Here is a 16237-nt window from a genome sequence, read left to right on the forward strand (position 1 = left end):
ATCAGGCTGAAAATCGTGTCTGTCTCTCTTCGCCAAAACAGCTTCGGCGTTGTAAGGTTAAGCCTCACGGTTCATTAGTATCGGTTAGCTCAACGCATCGCTGCGCTTACACACCCGACCTATCAACGTCGTCGTCTTCAACGTTCCTTCAGGAGACTCAAGGTCTCAGGGAGAACTCATCTCGGGGCAAGTTTCGTGCTTAGATGCTTTCAGCACTTATCTCTTCCGCATTTAGCTACCGGGCAGTGCCATTGGCATGACAACCCGAACACCAGTGATGCGTCCACTCCGGTCCTCTCGTACTAGGAGCAGCCCCCCTCAATTCTCCAGCGCCCACGGCAGATAGGGACCGAACTGTCTCACGACGTTCTAAACCCAGCTCGCGTACCACTTTAAATGGCGAACAGCCATACCCTTGGGACCTACTTCAGCCCCAGGATGTGATGAGCCGACATCGAGGTGCCAAACACCGCCGTCGATATGAACTCTTGGGCGGTATCAGCCTGTTATCCCCGGAGTACCTTTTATCCGTTGAGCGATGGCCCTTCCATTCAGAACCACCGGATCACTATGACCTGCTTTCGCACCTGCTCGCGCCGTCACGCTCGCAGTCAAGCTGGCTTATGCCATTGCACTAACCTCCTGATGTCCGACCAGGATTAGCCAACCTTCGTGCTCCTCCGTTACTCTTTGGGAGGAGACCGCCCCAGTCAAACTACCCACCAGACACTGTCCGCAACCCGGATTACGGGTCTACGTTAGAACACCAGCCATTAAAGGGTGGTATTTCAAGGTTGGCTCCACGCAGACTGGCGTCCACGCTTCAAAGCCTCCCACCTATCCTACACATCAAGGACCAGTGTTCAGTGTCAAGCTATAGTAAAGGTTCACGGGGTCTTTCCGTCTTGCCGCGGGTACACTGCATCTTCACAGCGAGTTCAATTTCACTGAGTCTCGGGTGGAGACAGCCTGGCCATCATTACGCCATTCGTGCAGGTCGGAACTTACCCGACAAGGAATTTCGCTACCTTAGGACCGTTATAGTTACGGCCGCCGTTTACCGGGGCTTCGATCAAGAGCTTCGCGTTGCCGCTAACCCCATCAATTAACCTTCCGGCACCGGGCAGGCGTCACACCGTATACGTCCACTTTCGTGTTTGCACAGTGCTGTGTTTTTAATAAACAGTTGCAGCCAGCTGGTATCTTCGACTGATTTCAGCTCCGCCCGCAGGGGCTTCACCTACATATCAGCGTGCCTTCTCCCGAAGTTACGGCACCATTTTGCCTAGTTCCTTCACCCGAGTTCTCTCAAGCGCCTTGGTATTCTCTACCTGACCACCTGTGTCGGTTTGGGGTACGATTTCGTGTTACCTGATGCTTAGAGGCTTTTCCTGGAAGCAGGGCATTTATCACTTCAGCACCGTAGTGCCTCGTCATCACACCTCAGCGTTAATAAGGTACCGGATTTACCTGGAACCTCCGCCTACATGCTTAAACCGGGACAACCGTCGCCCGGCTGACATAGCCTTCTCCGTCCCCCCTTCGCAGTAACACCAAGTACAGGAATATTAACCTGTTTCCCATCGACTACGCCTTTCGGCCTCGCCTTAGGGGTCGACTCACCCTGCCCCGATTAACGTTGGACAGGAACCCTTGGTCTTCCGGCGAGCGGGCTTTTCACCCGCTTTATCGTTACTTATGTCAGCATTCGCACTTCTGATACCTCCAGCACCCCTCACAGGACACCTTCAACGGCTTACAGAACGCTCCCCTACCCAACAACGCCTAAGCGTCGCTGCCGCAGCTTCGGTGCATGGTTTAGCCCCGTTACATCTTCCGCGCAGGCCGACTCGACCAGTGAGCTATTACGCTTTCTTTAAATGATGGCTGCTTCTAAGCCAACATCCTGGCTGTCTGTGCCTTCCCACATCGTTTCCCACTTAACCATGACTTTGGGACCTTAGCTGGCGGTCTGGGTTGTTTCCCTCTTCACGACGGACGTTAGCACCCGCCGTGTGTCTCCCGTGATAACATTCTTCGGTATTCGTAGTTTGCATCGGGTTGGTAAGCCGGGATGGCCCCCTAGCCGAAACAGTGCTCTACCCCCGAAGATGAGTTCACGAGGCGCTACCTAAATAGCTTTCGGGGAGAACCAGCTATCTCCCGGTTTGATTGGCCTTTCACCCCCAGCCACAGGTCATCCGCTAATTTTTCAACATTAGTCGGTTCGGTCCTCCAGTTAGTGTTACCCAACCTTCAACCTGCCCATGGCTAGATCACCGGGTTTCGGGTCTATACCCTGCAACTTAACGCCCAGTTAAGACTCGGTTTCCCTTCGGCTCCCCTATACGGTTAACCTTGCTACAGAATATAAGTCGCTGACCCATTATACAAAAGGTACGCAGTCACCCCATAAAGAGGCTCCCACTGCTTGTACGTACACGGTTTCAGGTTCTTTTTCACTCCCCTCGCCGGGGTTCTTTTCGCCTTTCCCTCACGGTACTGGTTCACTATCGGTCAGTCAGGAGTATTTAGCCTTGGAGGATGGTCCCCCCATATTCAGACAGGATACCACGTGTCCCGCCCTACTCTTCGAGTTCACAGCAAGTGTGCTTTCGTGTACGGGACTATCACCCTGTACCGTCGGACTTTCCAGACCGTTCCACTAACACACAAGCTGATTCAGACTCCGGGCTGCTCCCCGTTCGCTCGCCGCTACTGGGGGAATCTCGGTTGATTTCTTTTCCTCGGGGTACTTAGATGTTTCAGTTCCCCCGGTTCGCCTCGTTAACCTATGTATTCAGTTAACGATAGTGCAACGGATTGCACTGGGTTTCCCCATTCGGACATCGCCGGGTCAAAGGTTCATATCACCTCGCCGGCGCTTTTCGCAGATTAGCACGTCCTTCATCGCCTCTGACTGCCAGGGCATCCACCGTGTACGCTTAGTCGCTTAACCTCACAACCCGAAGATGTTTCACTTCCGATTGCGAAAATTTGAGAGACTCGAACACACATGAGCTGTGTGTCGTTTCAATTTTCAGCTTGATCCAGATTTTTAAAGAGCAAAACTTCGCAGTGCACCTTTTCAGGTTCACTCTGAAGTTTTCTTGTGTTCGCAGTAAAGGATGGTGGAGCTATGCGGGATCGAACCGCAGACCTCCTGCGTGCAAGGCAGGCGCTCTCCCAGCTGAGCTATAGCCCCATCGTAGTTATCTCTCTACCGATAATTTTTGTTGAGGCAAGGCGTGGTGACACGAAGCATACTCAGGTATGTGAGTGTCGCCGCAACGCAGCATCAGCAAAAATTTGGTAGGCCTGAGTGGACTTGAACCACCGACCTCACCCTTATCAGGGGTGCGCTCTAACCACCTGAGCTACAAGCCTGCAGAGATTTTTTACTGCTGTTTTTCATCAGACAATCTGTGTGGACACTGCAAAGGCAGGTTCTTTAAGGTAAGGAGGTGATCCAACCGCAGGTTCCCCTACGGTTACCTTGTTACGACTTCACCCCAGTCATGAATCACAAAGTGGTAAGCGCCCTCCCGAAGGTTAAGCTACCTACTTCTTTTGCAACCCACTCCCATGGTGTGACGGGCGGTGTGTACAAGGCCCGGGAACGTATTCACCGTGGCATTCTGATCCACGATTACTAGCGATTCCGACTTCATGGAGTCGAGTTGCAGACTCCAATCCGGACTACGACGCACTTTATGAGGTCCGCTTGCTCTCGCGAGGTCGCTTCTCTTTGTATGCGCCATTGTAGCACGTGTGTAGCCCTACTCGTAAGGGCCATGATGACTTGACGTCATCCCCACCTTCCTCCAGTTTATCACTGGCAGTCTCCTTTGAGTTCCCGGCCGGACCGCTGGCAACAAAGGATAAGGGTTGCGCTCGTTGCGGGACTTAACCCAACATTTCACAACACGAGCTGACGACAGCCATGCAGCACCTGTCTCAGAGTTCCCGAAGGCACCAAAGCATCTCTGCTAAGTTCTCTGGATGTCAAGAGTAGGTAAGGTTCTTCGCGTTGCATCGAATTAAACCACATGCTCCACCGCTTGTGCGGGCCCCCGTCAATTCATTTGAGTTTTAACCTTGCGGCCGTACTCCCCAGGCGGTCGACTTAACGCGTTAGCTCCGGAAGCCACGCCTCAAGGGCACAACCTCCAAGTCGACATCGTTTACGGCGTGGACTACCAGGGTATCTAATCCTGTTTGCTCCCCACGCTTTCGCACCTGAGCGTCAGTCTTTGTCCAGGGGGCCGCCTTCGCCACCGGTATTCCTCCAGATCTCTACGCATTTCACCGCTACACCTGGAATTCTACCCCCCTCTACAAGACTCTAGCCTGCCAGTTTCGAATGCAGTTCCCAGGTTGAGCCCGGGGATTTCACATCCGACTTGACAGACCGCCTGCGTGCGCTTTACGCCCAGTAATTCCGATTAACGCTTGCACCCTCCGTATTACCGCGGCTGCTGGCACGGAGTTAGCCGGTGCTTCTTCTGCGGGTAACGTCAATCGACAGGGTTATTAACCCTGTCGCCTTCCTCCCCGCTGAAAGTACTTTACAACCCGAAGGCCTTCTTCATACACGCGGCATGGCTGCATCAGGCTTGCGCCCATTGTGCAATATTCCCCACTGCTGCCTCCCGTAGGAGTCTGGACCGTGTCTCAGTTCCAGTGTGGCTGGTCATCCTCTCAGACCAGCTAGGGATCGTCGCCTAGGTGAGCCGTTACCCCACCTACTAGCTAATCCCATCTGGGCACATCCGATGGCAAGAGGCCCGAAGGTCCCCCTCTTTGGTCTTGCGACGTTATGCGGTATTAGCTACCGTTTCCAGTAGTTATCCCCCTCCATCAGGCAGTTTCCCAGACATTACTCACCCGTCCGCCACTCGTCAGCGAAGCAGCAAGCTGCTTCCTGTTACCGTTCGACTTGCATGTGTTAGGCCTGCCGCCAGCGTTCAATCTGAGCCATGATCAAACTCTTCAATTTAAGTTTGATGCTCGTGAATTAAACTTCGTAATGAATTACGTATGTTCACTCAGAGACTTGGTATTCATTTTTCGTCCGAGGACGTTAAGAATCCATGTCACTTTGAGTGCCCACACAGATTGTCTGATAAATTGTTAAAGAGCAGTGCCGCTACGTTTTCGCTGCGGCGCGGGGTGTGCATATTACGCTTTCCCGCTTCAGAGTCAAGCGTTTATTTTGCTTTTCTCTGCTGACCCGGCGGCGTGTATGCCGTTGTTCCGTGTCAGTGGAGGCGCATTATAGGGAGTTCTTCTGAAGTGACAAGCACTAAATACAAAAAACTTTTCGTTCGCTCACTTTTCAAACTCAACGCTTATTTAACCCGCGAATCGTCCGTTAAACGTGCAATTTCACGGGCAAAACTGGCCACTTGATCCCAGTCGGTATAAACCACTTCTTTACGCGTATCCGTTTCCCCGCCCGTCATCTTCATGATCAGGCGGATCATAAAGCGGTCATACCAGCGGTAACGCGGGTAACGCAGCGCGCCCGCAAAGACAGAACAGATATCGGGCTGCCATGGCGAGCTCAGCAAAAACTTGCGCGTATAGCTGTTAGTCTGCGGTGTACGCTTCTCTGCTTTACGGGCAACCAGGTTGACCGAGTAAAACGCGCCGGGCAGCTTAGCGAGCTCCGCCGTATGCTTTTTCACAAAGCGATCCAGCGCCGGATGGAAATGACCGTAACGAATTGAAGCGCCAATGACCACACGGTCGTAATCCTGCCAGGCAATCTGTTCAGTGCGATTCAGGTTCACCACATCAGAATAAATGCCCAGCTCTTTGAGTTCAGAAGCCAGATATGAAGCAATCTCACGCGTTTGCCCATCACGCGTTGAGAAAAGAATTAACGTTTTCACCAATGTCTCCTTACTCACGCCAGAATGTTGGGGTAAACAGCACCAGCAGCGTAAAGACCTCAAGACGACCAAACAGCATATTGGCGATTAAGATCCACTTTGCCACCGGGTTCATACTGGCGAAATTATCCGCCACGACACCCAGCCCCGGCCCCAGGTTGTTTAACGTTGCCACCACAGAGGCGAAGGCAGAGAAATCATCCACGCCCGTGGCGATAATCGCCAGCATACTGACAATAAAGACCAGCGCATAAGCGGAGAAGAATCCCCACACCGCTTCGAGGATACGCTCCGGCAGTGCACGATTGCCCAGCTTGATGCTGTAAACCGCATTCGGGTGGACGAGACGTTTAAGTTCACGGTTCCCCTGCTTGAACAGCAGCAGAATACGGATCACCTTCAGGCCGCCGCCCGTCGACCCGGCACAGCCGCCGATAAACGCAGAGCACAACAGCAGCACCGGCAGGAACAGCGGCCAACGCGCAATACTGTCCGTGGTGAAACCGGCGGTTGTCGCCATCGATACCACCTGGAAGAAGGCCTGGTTCAGGGTCGTGACCGCCGAGTTATAGACATCGTGGAACCATAGTACCAGGGTACAGATGATCACCAGGGTCAACTGGACGCCAATAAACATCCGGAATTCCGGGTCGCGCCAGTACACCTTCAGGCTCCGGCCGCTAAGCAACGAGAAGTGTAGACCGTAGTTACAGCCTGAGATCAGCAAAAAGATGGCAATGATGGTATTGATCGTCGGGCTGTCGAAGTACCCAACGCTGGCATCGTGGGTGGAGAACCCGCCGATAGCGATAGTGGCAAAGCTGTGCCCGATGGCATCAAACGCAGGCATCCCGGCAAACCAAAGCGCCAGCGCGCAGGCCACCGTCAGCAGGACATAAATAAGCCAAAGGGTTTTCGCCGTCTCCGCAATACGCGGGCGCATCTTGTTATCTTTCAACGGGCCAGGCATTTCAGCCCGGTAAAGCTGCATCCCCCCGACGCCCAGAATCGGCAGGATAGCCACCGCCAGCACGATGATCCCCATACCGCCGAACCACTGGAGCATCTGCCGGTAAAAGAGAATTGCATGCGGGAGTGAATCCAGCCCCACAAGCGTGGTGGCCCCGGTGGTCGTTAATCCGGAGAACGATTCAAAAAACGCATCCGTGACGGTGAGATTCGGTTGTTCAGAGAAGATAAACGGCAGCGCACCCACGCTTCCCAGTACCGTCCAGAACAGGACCACGATCAGAAAACCCTCCCGGGATTTCAGTTCACCTTTCTCACGGCGGTTTGGCCACCACAGCAGGGAGCCAATCGTCAGCGCGACAAAAAAGGTTTGCGTAAATGCACGCCCCGCGCCGTCCCGGTAGATGAGCGCCACCAGTCCGGGAATGATCATTGTCCCGGAGAAAAGTATGACCAGCAATCCAACGATTCGGGTAATGGCACGAAAATGCATCTCTGCCGCTTCCTTAGGTATTCAAAATTGTGAGGTGGGGATTATTCTTCAATCGGCAGTAATTGCAATGAACCGCGACTAAAATCAGCGAGTTTTGCTGAAAAAGCAGCCAGTTCCGCCTGAGGAAGCGCCACGCGTAATTGCACCATTGCCTGATAATCACTGTGTGCGATGACGCCGTTAAACTGTTTAAGCAGTGCTTCGATACCCGATAGCTGGGCGTAATCGCATAACAAAGTATATTCCGTAAGTGGCGTTTTGCGGGTTGTTATCAGCAGATTAAGCGCCTGCTGGACACCCCCTCCGTAGGCTTTAACCAGCCCTCCGGTGCCTAACAAAATGCCCCCGTAGTAGCGGACCACGACGGCGGTGATTTCACCCACGCCGCTGCCCATCAACTGGGATAGCATCGGTTTTCCGGCCGTACCCGCCGGTTCACCGTCGTCAGAAAACCCGAGCTGCTGTGAGTCGTCTGGCGGCCCTGCGACCCACGCCACACAGTGATGGCGGGCATCGGGGTGCTGCGCGCGGACGGACTCGACGAACGCCTTCGCCGCCTCCACGCCGTCAGTATGCGCCAACAGCGTGATAAAGCGGCTTTTCTTGATTTCCTCAACAAAGGTGACCGGCTCGGCCGGTATCAGCCAGCTTTCCATCAGGCCAGCTTCAGATCTCGCGTCATGTTCTCGATGCTGTTCTCGTGAATAACCACGTTATCTTCGATACGAATGCCGCCATACGGCTTCAGCGCTTCAATTTTCTCCCAGTTGAAGTGCTTGCTGAACTGCCCTTCGCGCCACGGCGCCAGCAGGGATTCAATAAAGTAGATACCCGGCTCGATGGTCAATACCATACGCGGCGCCAGAACGCGGGTGCAGCGCAGATAAGGATATTTAGACGGTGCCGCCAGGTGCGTACCGGTATCATCCTGCATAAAGCCCGCGACGTCATGAACCTGTAAACCCAGCGGGTGGCCGATACCGTGCGGCATAAATGGCCCGGTCAAATCGTTCTCAACCATCGCCTCTTCGCTCATGTCTTTGACAATCTGATGCTTACGCAGCAGTTTAGCGATGCGCTGATGGAACTGGATGTGATAATCCACATAGCTGGTTCCGGCCTTCATGGTGCCAATCAGCGCCAGCTGTTCATCGTTCACGTCTTTGATCAATTGCGCAAAATCAGTATCCGCATTCGCCGCCCAGGTACGGGTCAGGTCTGCCGCATAGCCATTGTACTCAGCCCCCGCGTCCAGCAGGAAGCTGCGCATCTCAGCCGGAACCTGATGATCCAGTTTGGTGTAGTGCAGAACCGAGGCATGTTCATTCAGCGCCACGATGTTGCTGTACGGCACGTCGGTATCGCGGTGGCCGGTCGCCGTCAGGTAGGCCTGATTGATATCGAACTCGCTCATACCGGACTGGAACGCTTCGTGCGCCGCACGGTGGCCATTCACCGCCGTTTTTTGCGCTTCACGCATGCAGTAAAGTTCGTAGTCGGTCTTGTAGGCGCGATAGTAGTGCAGATAATCCAGCACGCCTTTCGGGTTGAGTTTATCTGCCGGAATATCCAGACCCAGCGCCCGCTCAGGAACCGGACCAATGTAGCCGATGTTCCCACGCGCCGCTGGCAACTGGCTGCCAATGCCGTCTGCTTTTGGCAGCGCAATCACGTCAATTTCTTCGGTCCAGAATGAGGTCGGCAGCGGCTCCACGTTGTGCCAGTAATCGACCGGCAGGTAGAACCACAGTTTCGGCTTGTTCACGCCATCCACCAGCAGCCAGCAATTTGGAACCTGCGTGACAGGCACCCAGGCTTTAAACTGCGGGTTAACCTTGAAGGGATAAGCGTGGTCATCAAGAAAAGTATTCATCAGCTCGCCGGAGTGGATCAGCAGGGCATCCAGCTTGAAGCGGGCCAGTACATCGCGGGTACGTTCCTGTAGGGTAACGATATGATTTTTATAAAGCGAAGCCAGTGAGTCCATCATTCTTCCTTTCGTTTTTTTGACCTCAAGTCATCGCATCTTAGCACACCTCACTCCGGCTGCGTGATTTCCACCGACCGTGATCAGCGCAGCAATTTCTTAATGACTAATTTGCATTTTATTAACATAAATTCCACACTCCGTTTCATCTGGTATGACCAGATCCAATTGCTGGATTCAGGAGACCGACATGCTCTACAAAGGCGACACCCTGTACGTAGACTGGCTGGAAGATGGCATTGCCGAACTGGTGTTCGATGCCCCCGGCTCAGTGAACAAGCTTGATACCGCGACGGTGGCCAGTCTTGGCCAGGCGCTGGATGTACTTGAAAAGCAATCAGATTTGAAAGGGCTGCTGCTGCGCTCCAACAAAGCGGCCTTTATCGTTGGCGCGGATATCACCGAATTCCTGTCGCTGTTCCTGGTGCCCGAAGAACAGCTGAGCCAGTGGCTGCACTTTGCGAACAGCGTCTTTAATCGTCTGGAAGATCTGCCTGTCCCGACCCTTTCTGCCGTTAACGGTTACGCGCTGGGCGGCGGCTGCGAATGCGTGTTAGCCACTGATTACCGTCTGGCGACCCCAGACCTGCGCATCGGCCTGCCGGAAACCAAACTGGGCATTATGCCGGGCTTTGGTGGCTCGGTGCGTATGCCGCGCATGTTGGGTGCCGACAGCGCGCTGGAAATCATTGCCGCAGGTAAAGATGTCGGCGCGGAACAGGCGCAGAAAATCGGTCTGGTGGACGGCGTGGTTAAGCCTGAAAAACTGATTGAAGGCGCTGTAGCCATTCTGCGTCAGGCGATTAACGGCGATCTCGACTGGAAAGCCAAACGTCAGCCAAAGCTGGAGCCGTTGAAGCTCAGCAAAATTGAAGCCACCATGAGCTTCACCATCGCCAAGGGCATGGTGATGCAGACGGCGGGTAAACACTACCCGGCGCCGATCACGGCGGTGAAAACCATTGAAGCGGCAGCCCGTCTGGGCCGTGATGAAGCCCTGAAGCTGGAAAACCAGAGCTTTGTCCCGCTGGCGCACACCAACGAAGCCCGCGCGCTGGTTGGTATCTTCCTTAACGATCAGTTTGTGAAGGGCAAAGCCAAACAACTCACCAAAAACGTTGAAACACCAAAACACGCGGCGGTACTCGGCGCGGGCATTATGGGTGGCGGCATCGCCTACCAGTCTGCCTGGAAAGGCGTGCCGGTAGTGATGAAAGACATCAACGAGAAATCCCTGACGCTGGGCATGACCGAAGCGGCCAAGCTGCTGAATAAACAGCTTGAGCGCGGCAAAATTGACGGTCTGAAGCTTGCAGGCGTGATCTCCACCATCCAGCCAGTACTGGAATACAGCGGTTTCGACCGTGTGGACGTGGTGGTTGAAGCGGTCGTCGAGAACCCGAAAGTGAAAAAAGCGGTGCTGGCCGAAACCGAAGACAAGGTACGTCCGGAAACCGTACTGGCCTCCAACACCTCCACTATTCCTATCAGCGAGCTGGCAAGCGTGCTGAAGCGTCCGGAAAACTTCTGCGGAATGCACTTCTTTAACCCGGTGCATCGCATGCCGCTGGTCGAAGTGATCCGTGGGGAAAAAACCTCCGACGAAACCATCGCCAAAGTGGTGGCGTGGGCGAGCAAGATGGGCAAAACGCCAATCGTCGTTAACGACTGCCCGGGCTTCTTCGTTAACCGCGTGCTGTTCCCGTACTTCGCCGGTTTCAGCCAGCTGCTGCGCGACGGCGCAGACTTCCGCAAAATCGACAAAGTGATGGAAAAACAGTTCGGCTGGCCGATGGGCCCGGCGTACCTGCTGGACGTTGTCGGCATCGACACTGCCCATCACGCGCAGGCGGTGATGGCGGCGGGCTTCCCGCAGCGCATGCAGAAAGATTATCGCGACGCCATTGACGCCCTGTTCGACGCCAACCGCTTTGGGCAGAAAAACGGTCTGGGCTTCTGGCGCTATAAAGAAGACAGCAAAGGCAAACCGAAGAAAGAAGAAGATCCGGCGGTGGATGGCCTGCTGGCCGACGTCAGTCAGCCAAAACGCGACTTCACTGACGATGAGATCATCGCCCGGATGATGATCCCGATGATCAACGAAGTAGTGCGTTGCCTCGAAGAAGGCATTATCGCCAGCCCGGCAGAAGCCGATATGGCGCTGGTGTACGGCCTCGGCTTCCCTCCGTTCCACGGCGGCGCGTTCCGTTGGCTGGATACGCTCGGCAGCGCTCGCTATCTCGATATGGCTCAGCAATATCAGCACCTCGGTCCGCTTTATGAGGTGCCGGAAGGTCTGCGTAACAAAGCGCGCCATAACGAACCCTACTATCCAGCAGTTGAGCCAGCCCGTCCGGTTGGCACGCTGAAAACGGCTTAAGGAGTCACAATGGAAAAGGTTGTCATTGTTGATGCAATTCGCACCCCGATGGGCCGTTCAAAAGGCGGTGCATTCCGTAACGTGCGTGCGGAAGATCTCTCGGCGCACCTGATGCGTAGCCTGCTGGCGCGTAACCCGGCGCTGGACCCTGCTGCGCTGGACGATATTTACTGGGGCTGCGTCCAGCAGACGCTGGAGCAGGGTTTCAACATCGCCCGTAACGCGTCTCTGCTGGCGGAGATCCCGCATTCGGTTCCGGCGGTCACCGTCAACCGTCTTTGCGGTTCGTCGATGCAGGCGCTGCACGACGCGGCACGGATGATCATGACCGGCGATGCGCAGGCCTGTCTGGTGGGCGGCGTGGAGCACATGGGCCACGTGCCGATGAGCCACGGGGTCGATTTCCATCCGGGCATGAGCCGCAACGTGGCGAAAGCCGCCGGTATGATGGGCCTGACCGCCGAGATGCTCTCCCGTCTGCACGGCATCAGCCGTGAAATGCAGGATGCCTTTGCCGCGCGCTCACATGCCCGCGCCTGGGCCGCCACGCAGTCTGGTGCCTTTAAGAATGAGATCATCCCAACCGGCGGTCACGACGCAGACGGCGTACTGAAGCAGTTCAGCTACGACGAAGTTATCCGTCCTGAAACCACTGTTGAAGCGCTTTCTACCCTGCGTCCGGCGTTTGATCCGGTCACCGGCACGGTAACGGCGGGCACCTCGTCTGCCCTGTCCGACGGTGCCGCCGCCATGTTAGTGATGAGCGAAAGCCGCGCCCGCGAATTAGGCCTGACGCCACGCGCCCGCGTGCGTTCGATGGCAGTCGTGGGCTGCGATCCTTCCATCATGGGTTACGGTCCGGTCCCGGCGTCAAAACTGGCGCTGAAAAAAGCGGGGCTGAGCGCAAGTGATATCGACCTCTTTGAGATGAACGAAGCGTTCGCCGCGCAGATCCTGCCGTGCATTAAAGATCTGGGGCTGATGGATCAGATCGACGAGAAGATTAACCTCAATGGCGGCGCGATAGCCCTCGGTCACCCGCTGGGCTGCTCCGGGGCGCGTATCAGCACCACGCTGATCAACCTGATGGAACGCAAAGATGCCCAGTTCGGACTGGCGACGATGTGTATCGGGTTGGGTCAGGGGATCGCGACGGTGTTTGAGAGAGTGTAAATGTAAATAAGGAAAAGTATCTTAAAGCCAATGACGTCAGAACAAGGCGGCAAGCGAGCGAATCCCGATGAGCTTACATTAGTAAGTGATTCGGGTGAACGAGCGCAGCCAACGCAGTTATGGCGCCATTGGCGAAGAGAGACAGTTTAGTTGCCGTTCTTCCCGCCTGTCAGGGGCGGGTTTTTTACATTATTGCAGCAGCGAAATATCCGCCACGCGCAGGAACAGCTCACGCAGTTTCTCAAGCATCGAGAGACGGTTAATACGCAGCTCTTTATCTTCCACGTTCACCATCACCTTCTCGAAGAAGGCATCAATGACGTCACGTAGCTCCGCCAGCTCCACCAGCGCTTCCTGGTAGCGACCTTCCGCGAAATACGGCTCCAGCTTGTCGCGCAGCACCACAACCTGCATCGCCAGAGAAATCTCTTCCGGCTCTTTCAGGGTTGCAGCGTTTACGCGTTCGTTCAGCGTCTCGTCGGATTTCGCGAGGATGTTGGATACACGCTTGTTGGCCGCGGCCAGCGCAGACGCCGCTTCCAGCGTACGGAAGTGGGATACCGCTTTCATACGCGCATCGAAATCTGCCGGACGGGTCGGACGACGCGCCAGCACCGCCTGAATGGTATCAACGGAGTAACCTTCGTCCTGATACCACGCGCGGAAACGACCGAGCATAAAGTCGATAACATCATCCACAACCTTCGCGTTGGTCAGCTTATCGCCGTACAGACGGACCGCTTCTTCGGTCAGCGTTTGCAGATCGAGATTGAGGTTCTTCTCTACGATGATGCGCAGCACGCCCAGCGCAGCACGACGCAGCGCAAACGGGTCTTTGTCGCCTTTCGGATGCTGACCGATACCGAAGATACCCGCCAGGGTGTCCATCTTATCGGCAATCGCCACGGCGCAGGCAACCGGGTTAGACGGCAGATCGTCACCGGCAAAGCGCGGCTGATATTGCTCGTTCAGGGCCACAGCCACGTCTTCCGCTTCGCCGTCATGACGCGCGTAGTGCATGCCCATCACGCCCTGGGTGTCGGTAAATTCGAACACCATGTTGGTCATCAGGTCGCACTTGGAGAGCAGGCCCGCGCGGGTAGCGTGGTTAACGTCGGCACCAATTTCACGGGCAATCCAGCCGGACAGCTCCGCGATACGGTCAGTCTTGTCGCGCAGCGTACCCAGCTGCTGCTGGAAGAGTACGGTTTGCAGACGCGGCAGGTTATCTTCCAGACGTTTTTTACGGTCGGTGTTGAAGAAGAACTCGGCGTCCGCCAGACGTGGACGCACCACTTTCTCGTTACCGGAGATAATCTGGCTCGGATCTTTCGATTCGATGTTCGCGACGAAGATGAAGTTTGGCAGCAGCTGGCCGTCGTTGGCGTAAACCGGGAAGTACTTTTGGTCACCCTTCATGGTGTACACCAGCGCTTCAGCCGGAACGGCCAGGAATTTCTCTTCGAATTTCGCGGTCAGCACAACCGGCCATTCGACCAGAGAGGTCACTTCTTCCAGCAGGCTATCGCTCAGATCGGCATTACCGCCAATTTTGCGCGCCGCTTCTTCGGCGTCAGCTTTGATTTTGGCTTTACGCTGTTCGTAGTCAGCAATGACCTTACCGCGCTCCAGCAGGATCTGCGGGTACTGATCAGCATTGTCGATGGTGAACTCCGGCTCGCCCATAAAGCGGTGGCCGCGGATCACGCGATCGGACGCCACGCCCAGAATGGTCGCCGGAATAACGGTATCGCCCAGCAGCAGGGTCACGGTGTGAACCGGACGCACAAAGTGTACGTCAGACGCGCCCCAGCGCATCAGCTTAGGAATCGGCAGCTTAGCCAGCGAGGTCGCAATCATATCTGGCAGCAGCGCTTCCGCGCTTTCGCCTTTCACATGGGCACGATACAGCAGCCATTCACCTTTGTCGGTGGTCAGACGTTCGGCCTGATCGACGGTGATACCGCAGCCGCGCGCCCAGCCTTCAGCCGCTTTGCTCGGCTTGCCTTCCGCGTCGAACGCCTGGGCAATGGCCGGGCCACGTTTTTCAACTTCGCGATCCGGCTGAGACGCCGCCAGATTTGCCACTTTCAGCGCCAGACGACGCGGTGCAGCAAACCACTCAATTTTACCGTGCGCCAGGCCAGCGTTATCCAGCTCAGCAGTGACGTTCGCAGCGAAAGATTCAGCCAGGCTGCGCAGGGCTTTTGGTGGCAGCTCTTCAGTGCCGATTTCCACCAGGAAAGTTTTCTCAGACATGGCCGCCTCTTATTTGTTTCGGTTGCACATCGGGAAGCCAAGGGCTTCACGGGACGCGTAGTAAGCTTCAGCAACGGCTTTGGTCAGGGTACGAATACGCAGAATGTAGCGCTGACGTTCAGTCACGGAGATCGCTTTGCGGGCATCCAGCAGGTTGAAGCTGTGGGCAGCCTTCAGAATACGCTCGTAGGCAGGCAGAGGCAGCGGAGTCTCCAGCGCCAGCAGCTGCTGGGCTTCTTTCTCGTACTGCTCAAAGCAGGTGAACAGGAAGTCCACGTCCGCGTATTCGAAGTTATAGGTGGATTGCTCCACTTCGTTCTGATGGAACACATCGCCGTAGGTGGTTTTACCCAGCGGGCCGTCACTCCAGACCAGGTCGTAAACGCTGTCTACGCCCTGAATGTACATGGCCAGACGTTCCAGACCATAGGTGATTTCGCCGGTGATCGGTTTACATTCCAGACCGCCAACCTGCTGGAAGTAGGTGAACTGGGTCACTTCCATGCCGTTCAGCCACACTTCCCAACCCAGACCCCAGGCACCCAGCGTTGGGTTTTCCCAGTTATCTTCCACGAAACGAATGTCGTGAATGGTCGGATCCATACCCAGCTCTTTCAGTGACCCGAGGTACAGTTCCTGAATATTGTCAGGTGATGGCTTAATCACCACCTGGAACTGATAGTAGTGCTGCAAACGGTTCGGGTTTTCGCCGTAACGGCCATCGGTCGGACGACGGGATGGCTGAACATAGGCGGTCGCCATCGGCTCTGGCCCTAACGCGCGCAGGCTGGTCATCGGGTGTGAGGTGCCTGCGCCAACTTCCATGTCCAAAGGTTGAACAATGGTGCAGCCCTGACGAGCCCAGTAATCCTGTAAGGTCAGGATCAGGCCCTGGAAGGTCTTGGTATCAAACTTTTGCATAGTATTTCGTGCTGGATACGTGTGGTTTTAAATGGAAGGGATCAGTATACCCGCTGGCTGCAAGATATACAGTACGAAACGGGGTTGTTTAGGGAAAATTGGGGAATAAGCCCTACAGCCAGAACCTGCGAAGGCTCTGGTTGCTGCTTATACGAGCA

General features: G+C 55.3%; 8 protein-coding genes, 2 tRNA genes and 2 rRNA genes. 2 read left to right on the forward strand and 10 right to left on the reverse strand.

What is annotated here, in order from left to right:
• Positions 1-53 precede the first annotated feature (53 nt).
• From L3069_RS21585 to pepQ, 8 genes are all read right to left on the reverse strand, one after another.
• Positions 54-2959: ribosomal RNA gene (locus L3069_RS21585) — 23S ribosomal RNA — on the reverse strand.
• A gap of 170 nt (positions 2960-3129) precedes the next feature.
• Positions 3130-3205, reverse strand: a tRNA-Ala gene (locus tag L3069_RS21590).
• 105 nt (positions 3206-3310) lie between these two features.
• Positions 3311-3387: transfer RNA gene (locus L3069_RS21595), tRNA-Ile, on the reverse strand.
• Between the two features lie 70 nt (positions 3388-3457).
• Positions 3458-4999, reverse strand: a 16S ribosomal RNA gene (locus L3069_RS21600).
• Together the 16S and 23S rRNA genes with 2 tRNA genes alongside form the textbook arrangement of a ribosomal RNA operon.
• A gap of 352 nt (positions 5000-5351) precedes the next feature.
• Complete coding sequence (hemG, locus tag L3069_RS21605) at positions 5352-5897, reverse strand: menaquinone-dependent protoporphyrinogen IX dehydrogenase (protein ID WP_022649736.1); 546 nt, start codon at positions 5895-5897, stop codon at positions 5352-5354.
• Between the two features lie 10 nt (positions 5898-5907).
• On the reverse strand, positions 5908-7359 hold the full coding sequence (trkH, locus tag L3069_RS21610) for a Trk system potassium transporter TrkH (RefSeq protein ID WP_022649737.1): 1452 nt from the start codon (positions 7357-7359) through the stop codon (positions 5908-5910).
• 41 nt (positions 7360-7400) lie between these two features.
• Complete coding sequence (locus L3069_RS21615) at positions 7401-8015, reverse strand: IMPACT family protein (protein WP_015572737.1); 615 nt, start codon at positions 8013-8015, stop codon at positions 7401-7403.
• On the reverse strand, positions 8015-9346 hold the full coding sequence (gene pepQ, locus L3069_RS21620; RefSeq protein WP_017382602.1) for a Xaa-Pro dipeptidase: 1332 nt from the start codon (positions 9344-9346) through the stop codon (positions 8015-8017). Before pepQ ends, L3069_RS21615 begins: the two co-directional genes overlap by 1 nt.
• Before the next feature lie 190 nt (positions 9347-9536).
• On the opposite strand from pepQ, the gene fadB reads away from it, so the two are divergent.
• Together fadB and fadA are read left to right on the forward strand one after the other, a co-directional pair.
• Positions 9537-11726: a fatty acid oxidation complex subunit alpha FadB gene (gene fadB / locus L3069_RS21625; protein ID WP_023307160.1), complete on the forward strand. Its 2190-nt coding sequence runs from the start codon at positions 9537-9539 to the stop codon at positions 11724-11726.
• A gap of 9 nt (positions 11727-11735) precedes the next feature.
• Positions 11736-12899, forward strand: coding sequence for an acetyl-CoA C-acyltransferase FadA (gene fadA, locus L3069_RS21630; RefSeq protein ID WP_000416981.1), 1164 nt, complete (start codon positions 11736-11738; stop codon positions 12897-12899).
• A gap of 189 nt (positions 12900-13088) precedes the next feature.
• On the opposite strand, the gene glyS is transcribed toward fadA, so the two are convergent.
• Together glyS and glyQ are read right to left on the reverse strand one after the other, a co-directional pair.
• Positions 13089-15158: a glycine--tRNA ligase subunit beta gene (gene glyS, locus L3069_RS21635; protein WP_022649741.1), complete on the reverse strand. Its 2070-nt coding sequence runs from the start codon at positions 15156-15158 to the stop codon at positions 13089-13091.
• 9 nt (positions 15159-15167) lie between these two features.
• Positions 15168-16079 (reverse strand): glycine--tRNA ligase subunit alpha, encoded by a 912-nt coding sequence (gene glyQ, locus L3069_RS21640; protein WP_003860141.1) that lies wholly within the window; start codon positions 16077-16079, stop codon positions 15168-15170.
• Between the last annotated feature and the right edge of the window lie 158 nt (positions 16080-16237).

Source organism: Enterobacter cloacae complex sp. ECL411 (assembly GCF_021869665.1).
Taxonomy (GTDB): Bacteria; Pseudomonadota; Gammaproteobacteria; order Enterobacterales; family Enterobacteriaceae; genus Enterobacter; species Enterobacter intestinihominis.